Source organism: Streptomyces sp. NRRL S-495, from assembly GCF_000966955.1.
Classification (GTDB): domain Bacteria; phylum Actinomycetota; class Actinomycetes; order Streptomycetales; family Streptomycetaceae; genus Kitasatospora; species Kitasatospora purpeofusca.
Genome location: NZ_JZWY01000931.1, coordinates 1 through 8887 on the forward strand (window position 1 = coordinate 1; position 8887 = coordinate 8887).

The 8887-nt window shown below is 75.4% G+C and carries 7 protein-coding genes and 1 pseudogene; 5 read left to right on the forward strand and 3 right to left on the reverse strand.

Going from position 1 to position 8887, the window contains the following annotated elements; all coding sequences use genetic code 11:
• Positions 1 to 166: 166 nt before the first annotated feature.
• Positions 167 to 553 carry a hypothetical protein gene (locus VR45_RS36530; RefSeq protein ID WP_045944236.1) on the forward strand — a complete coding sequence of 129 codons (387 nt, stop codon included), beginning with the start codon at positions 167 to 169 and terminating at the stop codon, positions 551 to 553.
• Between the two features lie 195 nt (positions 554 to 748).
• Complete coding sequence (locus VR45_RS36535) at positions 749 to 1627, forward strand: CHAD domain-containing protein (RefSeq protein WP_052709651.1); 879 nt, start codon at positions 749 to 751, stop codon at positions 1625 to 1627.
• Between the two features lie 54 nt (positions 1628 to 1681).
• On the opposite strand, the gene VR45_RS36540 is transcribed toward VR45_RS36535, so the two are convergent.
• Positions 1682 to 2497, reverse strand: a complete 816-nt coding sequence (locus VR45_RS36540) for a uracil-DNA glycosylase (RefSeq protein WP_078897298.1) — start codon at positions 2495 to 2497, stop codon at positions 1682 to 1684.
• A 138-nt stretch (positions 2498 to 2635) separates the two neighbouring features.
• On the opposite strand from VR45_RS36540, the gene VR45_RS36545 reads away from it, so the two are divergent.
• Entirely contained in the window at positions 2636 to 3670 is a 1035-nt protein-coding gene (locus tag VR45_RS36545) for a slipin family protein (protein WP_078897299.1), read from the forward strand.
• Positions 3671 to 3743: 73 nt separating this feature from the next.
• Complete coding sequence (locus tag VR45_RS36550; RefSeq protein WP_045944237.1) at positions 3744 to 4202, forward strand: CBS domain-containing protein; 459 nt, start codon at positions 3744 to 3746, stop codon at positions 4200 to 4202.
• Between the two features lie 334 nt (positions 4203 to 4536).
• Here VR45_RS36550 and VR45_RS36555 read toward each other — a convergent pair whose 3' ends face one another.
• Positions 4537 to 4947 (reverse strand): PaaI family thioesterase, encoded by a 411-nt coding sequence (locus tag VR45_RS36555; protein WP_045944238.1) that lies wholly within the window; start codon positions 4945 to 4947, stop codon positions 4537 to 4539.
• 82 nt (positions 4948 to 5029) lie between these two features.
• Positions 5030 to 7881, reverse strand: a pseudogene (locus tag VR45_RS36560) (FAD-binding and (Fe-S)-binding domain-containing protein).
• Between the two features lie 308 nt (positions 7882 to 8189).
• On the opposite strand from VR45_RS36560, the gene VR45_RS36565 reads away from it, so the two are divergent.
• Entirely contained in the window at positions 8190 to 8804 is a 615-nt protein-coding gene (locus tag VR45_RS36565) for a hypothetical protein (protein ID WP_234326513.1), read from the forward strand.
• Positions 8805 to 8887: the final 83 nt, after the last annotated feature.

Here is an 8887-nt window from a genome sequence, read left to right on the forward strand (position 1 = left end):
CCGCCACCCTCACCGCCGTCGCCGCCGCACCCCCGACCCCCGCCGCACCCCCGGACGCCGGCCTCGACCCCACCACCTGGACCACCGTCCTCCTCCTCACCGTCCTCGTCCCGGCCGCGCTCGCCGCAGCCCTCGGCCACCACCGCACCAGCTCCCGGAGCCGCCGATGAACCCCGTCCCCCTGCTCAGCGCCGCCGCCTGCGTGACCCTCGCCGTCGGCGCCCTGGCCATCGCCCACCGACTGCGCCCCGCCGTCCCCGAGGGCGAACTCCCACCCGAGCCGCACCCCGTCCTCTCCAGCATCGGCTCCGGCCTGCTCTCCGGCTTCATACTGCTCACCGGCTTCCTGGTCGCCACCGGCTGGGCCGCCCACAGCACCGGCATCCTCCCGCCCCGCGGCCTCTACCTCGCCGACGTCGCCGCCGGCACCGCCGTCCTCCTCTACCCCGCCCTCGCCGGCCTCCCCTTCACCCCCCGCTACACCACCGCCGTCACCTTCTTCGCCGCCCTCGTCGGCTACACCATGTCCCTCGCCATCCAGCTGCGCCCCTGACCGCACCCGCGCCCCATCGGTGCCTCCCATCGGTGCCTCCCAACGGTGCCGCGCTCGTGCACAGGACGTCGGACCCGCCGACTTCCCGCTCCGCGGAGGACGGGTACGGGTGGCGGAAAGTGCGCTGCCCCGGGGCGGGGACGCGGGCTAGCCTGGGAGGCGATTCCCGGACGCCCCGGAAGGGGGTGCAGGCGGATGGCCGGTGACATGGTCACCGTGGGTGAGGTGGTGCTCGGACGGATCCGGGCGCAGGCCGAGGTGCTGACCGGACTGGACGAGGCCGTGCGCGCCGACGAACCGGACGCGGTGCACCGGATGCGGGTCGCCTGCCGGCGCCTGCGCAGCGCGTTCCGGACCTACCGGCGGCTGCTGGCCCCCGGAGCCACCGACGAACTGGTGGCCGAGCTGCGCTGGCTGGCGGCGGCGCTGGGCCGGGCCCGGGACCAGGAGGTCCTGGGCGAACGGCTGGCGGCACGGGCCCGGGAACTGCCCGCGGAATGCGGACCCGAGCGGGTCGCCGCCGAACTGGAACGCCGGGGGAAGGCCGAGTACCGGCGGGTCTGGCCGGAGGTACTCGCCGCCCTCGACAGCCCCCGCCGCCGGGCCCTCGCCGACGGACTCGCCGCGCTGCTCACCGACCCGCCGCTGCGCGGCCGGGCGGACCGGGCCGCCGGCCCGGAGCTGACCCGGGTCGCCGCCCGGGAACAGCGGCGCACCGCCGACCGGATCCGCACCGCGCTGGCCGACGAGGGCGAGGAACAGGACATCGCGCTGCACGAGGCCCGCAAGGCCGCCAAACGCGCCCGGTACGCGGGCGAGACGGCGCTGCCGGTGGCGGGCCGGGCGGCCGAGCGGTACGTCACCCGGATGAAGGCCGTCCAGGAGGTCCTCGGCGAGCACCAGGACGCGGTGGTGGCCTCGACCGCGCTGCGCCGACAGGCACCCGCCTCGAAGGAGCCGTTCGGCTACGGCGTGCTGTACGGGCAGCAGCTGGCGGAGGCGGAGCGGGCGCGGCTGGCGCTGCCGGAGGTGTGGGAGCGGGCGGCCGGGCCGGAGCTGACCCGGTTCGTGTGAGGCCCGGGGGAGCGCGGCGCGGTCACCGATCCGCGCTTTCACTCTTCTGTGCTGTCACTCCTCCGTCGGGTCGAGCCCGGCGGCACGGGCGGCGGTGCGGAGCAGCTCGCGCAGCATCACGGTGCTGAGCCGGCCGGTGTTCGTGTTGCGCGGGCTGACGTGATAGCAGCCGTACAGCTCCAGCGGCGGCCCGCCGTCGCGGGCGGGCAGGGTGACGTGCGCGCCGTGGCCGAACCGCGGCCGGGGGCGCGGCACGGTCCAGCCGGCCGCGTCGAGCACCGGGAGCAGCGTCTGCCAGGCGAAGCCGCCGAGCGCCACCACGCTGCGCACGGTGGGGCGGAGCAGTTCGAACTCGCGGGCGATCCAGGGCCGGCAGGTGTCGCGTTCGGCGGTGCTCGGCTTGTTGTCGGGCGGGGCGCAGCGGACCGGGTCGGTGATCCGCACGCCGTGCAGGGCGAGGCCGTCGCCGTGCCGGACGGAGAGCGCGCGGTTGGCGAGGCCCAGGTGGTGCAGGGCGGCGTACAGCAGGTCGCCGGAGGGGTCGCCGGTGAAGATCCGGCCGGTGCGGTTGGCGCCGTGCGCGGCCGGGGCGAGGCCGACCAGGACGAGCGGGGCGTCGGGCGGGCCGAAGCCGGGGATCGGGCGGGCCCAGTAGTCCCAGTCCAGGTAGGCGCGGCGTTTGACCCGGGCCGTCTCCTCGCGCCACTCGACCAGCCGGGGGCAGGCCCGGCAGCCGGTGACGACGCGGTCGAGCACGGTGAGGTCCGGGGCCAGGGCAGCGGCCGCGGCGGGGTGGTGCGGGTGGTCCGGGGCCCGGGCGGCCTCGGGAGCGTCGGCCGGGGCCGGTTCCTCGGCGGTGGGCTGCGGCATGGCGACGATCCTAGGCGCTGGCGGAGATTCGTCCCGGTCCGGACGGGGCAGGCGTAGCGTGGAACCAGCTGTTCCGGCGGCCGTCGGCCGGCTGGGTCGGCGACGGCCCGGGGCTCGCTGCCGCGCGAGGAGGCCGTGATGGTCGTCGAAGTGGTGATAGCGGTCGTGGTCGTGGTGCTGATGCTGACGGCCGTGGTGGCAGGGCTGAGCGTCCGGGTCGTGCAGCAGTTCCAGCAGGGCGTGGTGTTCCGGTTCGGCCGGGTGCGGGACGAGGTGCGCGGGCCGGGACTGGTCGTGCTGATACCCGTCGCGGACAAGCTGCGCCGGGTGAACGTGCAGATCGTGACGCAGCCGATCCCGGCGCAGGAGGGCATCACCCGGGACAACGTGACCGTCCGGGTGGACGCCGTCGTGTACTTCCGGGTGGAGGACCCGGTGAAGGCGATCATCAATGTGCAGGACTACAACTTCGCCATCTCCCAGGTCGCGCAGACCTCGCTGCGGTCGATCATCGGCAAGAGCGAGCTGGACGACCTGCTGGCCAACCGCGAACCGATCAACCAGGGGCTGGAGCTGATGATCGACAGCCCGGCCCTCGGCTGGGGCATCGAGATCGACCGGGTGGAGATCAAGGACGTCGCCCTGCCGGAGTCGATGAAGCGCTCGATGTCCCGGCAGGCGGAGGCCGAGCGGGAGCGCCGGGCGCGGATCATCACGGCCGACGGCGAGTACCAGGCGTCCGCGCGGCTGTCGGAGGCGGCGGCGGTGATGAGCGCGACCCCGGCGGCACTCCAGCTGCGGCTGCTGCAGACGGTGGTGGAGGTCGCGGCGGAGAAGAACTCGACGCTGGTGCTGCCGTTCCCGGTGGAACTGCTGCGCTTCCTGGACAGCGCGGCGGAGACCCATCGGCGGGCGGCGGGCGCTGCTACGGGCGCTGCGCCGGCGCCGGGGGAGCCGGCCGAGGTACCGGGGGCGGAGGGCGGGACGCCTTCGGTGCGCGCTGCCGAGGTGCACGAAATCCCGCCGCTGGAAGAGGTGTTGGAGAGCCCGCCGCTCGATGTGCCGCCGGCCCCGCTGTTGGACCCGCCGGACGACGGGCCGGCCGATGCGCCGGCCGATGTGCCGGCCGAGTCATCGGGAGGTCCCGAGGGCGGGCGGGGTGCCGCCGCGTAGGCCCGGTGGCGGGGCCCCGGTGGCCGGACCAGGATGGAGTGACGGGAGTGGCAGGCAGGTCAGGAGGCCGATCATGACCAGTGCGGGCGACATCATGCATCAGGGGGCCGAGTGCGTGCGCGAGCACGAGACGCTCGCCACGGCGGCCCGGCTCATGAAGGAACGCGACGTCGGGGCGTTGCCGATCTGTGGTGAGCGGCAGAAGCTCCTGGGGATCCTCACCGACCGGGACATCGTGCTGAAGTGCGTCGCGGAGGGCCTCGACCCGGAGCAGGTGACGGCGGGCGAGGTGGCCCAGGGGCGGCCGATGACGGTGGAGGCGGACGAGGACGTCGAACAGGTGCTGCGGGTGATGGAGCAGTACCGGGTGCGGCGGCTGCCCGTGATCAACCACCCGGAGCACGAGCTGGTCGGCATGATGAACATCGCGCGCGGCATGCCGCAGACGCGGCTGGCGGAGTTCGTGACGGCGGTCTGCGCCGAGGACTCGCCGCGCTCGAAGGAGGTGCTGGACACGCCGCAGGGCGCCTGACGGACGAGGAGGGCGTGCGGGGGAGGGTTCGCGGGGAGGGTACGGGTCGGCCCGGGGCATGCCCCGGGCCGACCCGGTGCGGTGCCTGGGACTTCGCTCGGCTCTCCCTTCCTCCCCTGAGCCTTCCGCCCCTCCACTTTGCAAAGTCGCACTTTGCAAAGTGGAGGGGAGGGCAGTAAGTGGGGAAATGACCGGTTATGGGTTGAGCGGTCGGAGGGTCGCACACTTTGCAAAGTGCACTTTGCAAAGTGTGCGGAGCAGCGAGCAGCGAGCAGCGAGCAGGGAGCAGAGAGCAGGGAACGGGAAGGGCGCGAGGGTGGGGCTGCCGGGAGGCTCAGGCCAGGGCGTAGACCGTGGTGGCGTGGGCGGCCGGCTCCTCCTCGCCCTCGGCGGTGAGGGTGATGTCCAGGAACGCGATCCGCCGCCCCAGCTTGGTGACCCGGGCGTGCACCAGGACGTCCTGGCCGACGACCGCGCGCTGGAAGCTGGTGGACTGCTGGACGGTGGTCATCGGGCCGAAGCCGCCCCGGGCGGCGGACACCGCGATCACGCTCGCGGTGTCCGCCGCAGCCATCAGCGCCTGGCCGGACAGCGCGCCGCCCTCCCGGGCCAGCTGGTCGGACCAGGGCAGCCGGAGCACGGCGTGGCGCTCCCCGGTACCGGTCACCGACAGGCCGAGCGCCTGCACCCAGGGCGCGAAGTTGTCGGCCAGGATCTTGTCCGCCTCGGCGGTGGTGAGGGTCATGCCGTCATTGTGGCGGCCGCCGCGGACGGTGTCAGGGACTCGGCGAGCCCGGGCGTCGAGGCGGCGGACGACGGCGCGCCGGCTACTCGGCCGAGCTCCCGTCCGGCCGCTCCCGCAGTGCCCGGAGCATCAGCTCCGCCAGGTGCAGGGCCCGCCGTCCGTCCGCCAGTTGGGCGATCTGGGTGCGGCAGCTGAAGCCGTCCGCGAGGATCACGGTGTCCGGTCCGGCGGCCCGGACCTCCGGCAGCAGCACCCGCTCGGCGATCGCCGCCGAGATCTCGTAGTGCCCGCGCTCGAAGCCGAAGTTGCCCGCGAGCCCGCAGCACCCGGAGTCCAGGACCCGGTTTTCGACACCCATCCGCCGCTCGATCCGGCGGTCCGCCGCGCTGCCGAGCACCGCGTGCTGGTGGCAGTGGGTCTGGGTGACGGCGTCCACCGGCAGCTGCGGCAGCGGTGTGTCCGGCGCGTACTCGTCGACGAACTCGGCGAAGGTGCGGGTGCGTTCGGCCAGCGGGCGGCCCTCGGCGCCGAGCAGGCGCGGCACTTCCTCGCGCAGGGTGGCGGTGCAGCTCGGGTCCATCCCGACGACGGGCGTGCCGGCGGGCAGGCCGGTGGCGGCGAGCGCGGCCAGGCTGCGGCGCATCACCCGCCGGGCGCCCGGGAGTTGGCCGGTGGAGTACCAGGTCAGGCCGCAGCAGACCGGGCCGGCCGGCAGTCGGACGTCGAAGCCGAGGTGTTCCAGGACTTCGACGGCGGCGCGCAGGACCTCCGGCTGGAGGTGGTCGGAGAAGGTGTCCGGCCAGAGCAGGACGGGCCGGGCGCCCGCCGGGGCCGGGTGCCCGGCGCGGTGCCGCCGGTACCAGCGGGTGAAGGTCTCCGGCGGCAGGACCGGCAGTGCCCGGCGCCCGTCGACGCCGCCGAGCCGCTTGAGCAGCGGGGCGGCCGGTGAGCGGGTGATCGCGTTCACCAGGCCGGGCGCGAGCGCGGCGCCGCGCAGCCACAGCGGCAGCCGGCCCATCGCGTAGTGCGCGGCGGGCCTCGGCCGGTGCCGGTAGTGCTGGTACAGGAACTCGCTCCGGTAGGTGGCCATGTCGACCTGGACCGGGCAGTCGCTCGCGCAGCCCTTGCAGCCCAGGCAGAGGTCCAGCGCCTCGCGGACCTCGGCGGACCGCCAGCCGTCCGTGATCGCGGCCCCGGCGCCGGGGAGCACCCCCGCACCGCGCAGCATCTCGGCGAGCAGCCGGGCCCGCCCCCGGGTCGAGTGCCGCTCCTCGCCGGTGGCCATGTAGCTCGGGCACATCACGCCGGTGGTCGGGTCGACGCACTTGGCGACCCCCACGCAGCGGCGGACCGCCTTGGCGAGGCTGCCGTCGTCCTGCTCGTACGGCAGGGCGAGCGGCAGCTCGCGCACCGGCCGCCCGCCGAAGCGGAGGTCGGCGTCCAGCGGGCGCGGGTCGATTGGGGTGCCGGGGTTGAGCAGGTTCTCCGGGTCCCAGATCTGCTTGAACTCGCGGAACAGGGCGATGACTTCGGGCGGGTACATGCGCGGCAGCAGTTCGCCTCGGGCCTGCCCGTCCCCGTGCTCGCCGGAGAGCGAACCGCCGTGCGAGACCACCAGGTCGGCCGCCTGTTCCATGAACTCCCGGAACACCGGCAGTCCTTGCGGCCGCGTGAGCGGGAAGTCGATCCGCAGGTGGACGCAGCCCTCGCCGAAGTGCCCGTACGGCACGCCGCGCAGGCCGTGCCGGCGCAGCAGGGCGCGCAGTTCGCGCAGGTAGTCGCCGAGCCGCTCCGGCGGGACGGCCGAGTCCTCCCAGCCGGGCCAGGCCTCGCCGCCGCCGGGCAGCCGGGTCACGATCCCGGCGCCGGCCTCGCGCACGGCCCAGAGCTGGCGCTGCTCGGCCGGGTCGGTGACCACGGCGGCGGTGGCGGTGCGTTCGCGCCGGACGGTGTCGGCGAGCCGGCGGGCGGCGTCGAGGGCCTCGGCGGCGGTGGCGCCGCCGGTTTCCAGGAAGAGCCAGCAGGCGCCGTCGGGCAGCCGGTCGAGGGCGGGCGGGCGCGGTCCGGCGGCGAGCAGTGCGGCGATCAGGTCGGCGGCCATGCCCTCGACGGTGAGCGGGCCGAGCGGCAGCAGCGCGGGCACGGCGTCGGCGGCGGCCGTCTCGTCCGGGTAGCCGGCCACCACCAGGGCGCGGGCGCGCGCGCGCAGGTGCCCTCGGTACCGGTGAGGGCGCGGGCCAGGTGGTGGCCGCGCTCGGGCAGCAGGGCGTCCAGCGGGTAGCCGGAGACCCGGCGCGGGAGTTCGGGCAGGCCCCGGCGGATGGTGGCGAGGTTCCGGTCGGTGAACTCCTGGAGCCGGTGGTGGAGTCGGCCCTCGGGGCCGGGCCGGACGGCGAGGGCGGCGCGTTCGGTGGGGGTGAGCGGGCCGCCGACGGTCAGTTCGGTGCCGTCGGCGAGCAGCAGGTCCAGCGACTCGACGTTGTCGGCGGTGCGGCCCCAGGCGACCGAGTGCGCGCCGCAGGAGTCGTTGCCGATCATGCCGCCGAGCGTGCAGCGACTGTGGGTGGACGGGTCCGGTCCGAACCGCAGGCCGTACGGGCGGGCGGCGCGCTGGAGGTCGTCGAGGACGGTGCCGGGCTGGACGCGGGCGGTGCGGCGCTCCGGGTCGATGTCGAGGACGGCGCCCAGGTGGCGGCGGAAGTCGAGCACCACCGCGCCGGGGCCGATCGCCTGCCCGCCGATGCTGGTCCCGGCGCCGCGCGCCACCACGGGCACCCGCTGCCGGCGGCAGAGCGCGAGGGCGGTGCGCACGTCCTCGGTGTCGGCGGGCTTGACCACGCCGAGCGGCAGGTGGCGGTAGTTGGAGGCGTCGTGGCTGTAGACGGTCCGTTCGGCGGCGTCGAACCGAACCTCGCCGCGCAGTGCGGCGGCCAGCTCGCGCGCGAGATCGGGCCCGAGATCGGGCGTCGTTCCGCGCGACGGATCGGTGCCCGGGGTGGGGTCGGGGCGGCTCACGGGCGGTCCTCCCTGGCGGTGGCGAACGGTCCCCGCCGATCATCGCAGCCCGCCCCGGACAACGGCACGGGCAACGGCATGGACAACAGCACGGACAACGGCACGGAGCTGTGCGCGGAAGGGGGAGGGCGAAGGCCCGGACAAAGGTGCGCAGGCCGGGCGGGCGGGACGGGTACGGAGGAAAAGTGCTGGCGGCGGCCCGGCGGAGTGTGGGACGGTCGGTCTCCGTGATCACCGAGAACCCTGACGACCCCCGCCGTTTCCTCGCCCATCTGCCGGTCGGCGAGCGGCTCCCGATACCGGAGGACGCGGCGCCCTCCTGGTCGATCTTCCCCTACGAGGGCGAGCTGACCGTCCGTCCGCTGGACGCCGCCGAGCTGCCCGAGCCCGGCCGGCACGGCGAGGCCGGGGCGGCGGAGTGCCACGAGTGCCGCCGTCCGGACGAGGACTTCGTCTGGACCGACGAGCACTGGCGGCTGAAGGCCTTCGACGCGCCCCACGGCCTGCCCGCCGTGCTGTTCCTCGGCCCGCGCGACCACCACGACCTGTTGGACCTGCCGCCGGCCCGGGCGGTCGAACTCGGCCCGATGCTCCAGCGGGCGGAGCGGGCGATCCTGGCGCTCGGCGGCATCGGGCGCGTCCATGTGAACCGCTGGGGCGACGGCGCGGCCCACCTCCACCTGTGGCTGATCGCCCGCCCCGAGGGCCAGCGCCAGCTGATCGGCTCCACCCTCGCGCTCTGGATGGACCTGCTCCCGCCGCTGCCGGACGAGCTCCGCGCCGACACCCTGCACCGCATCGCCACCGCGATGGCCGCCGACGGCGGCACGGCGCACGCCTGACCCGGCGCACGCCCGACCCGGCGGGCCGGGGGCGGCACGGACCCCGCGCCGCCCCCGCCCCCGCCCTGCCCCTGCCCCCGGCC

Bases quoted from the DNA above. Each gene is read 5' to 3' on its own strand.
- VR45_RS36540 (WP_078897298.1), bottom strand. From the start codon at position 2,497: ATGCCGCAGCCCACCGCCGAGGAACCGGCCCCGGCCGACGCTCCCGAG.
- VR45_RS36550 (WP_045944237.1), top strand. From the start codon at position 3,744: ATGACCAGTGCGGGCGACATCATGCATCAGGGGGCCGAGTGCGTGCGC.
- VR45_RS36530 (WP_045944236.1), top strand. From the start codon at position 167: ATGAACCCCGTCCCCCTGCTCAGCGCCGCCGCCTGCGTGACCCTCGCC.
- VR45_RS36545 (WP_078897299.1), top strand. From the start codon at position 2,636: ATGGTCGTCGAAGTGGTGATAGCGGTCGTGGTCGTGGTGCTGATGCTG.
- VR45_RS36535 (WP_052709651.1), top strand. From the start codon at position 749: ATGGCCGGTGACATGGTCACCGTGGGTGAGGTGGTGCTCGGACGGATC.
- VR45_RS36555 (WP_045944238.1), bottom strand. From the start codon at position 4,947: ATGACCCTCACCACCGCCGAGGCGGACAAGATCCTGGCCGACAACTTC.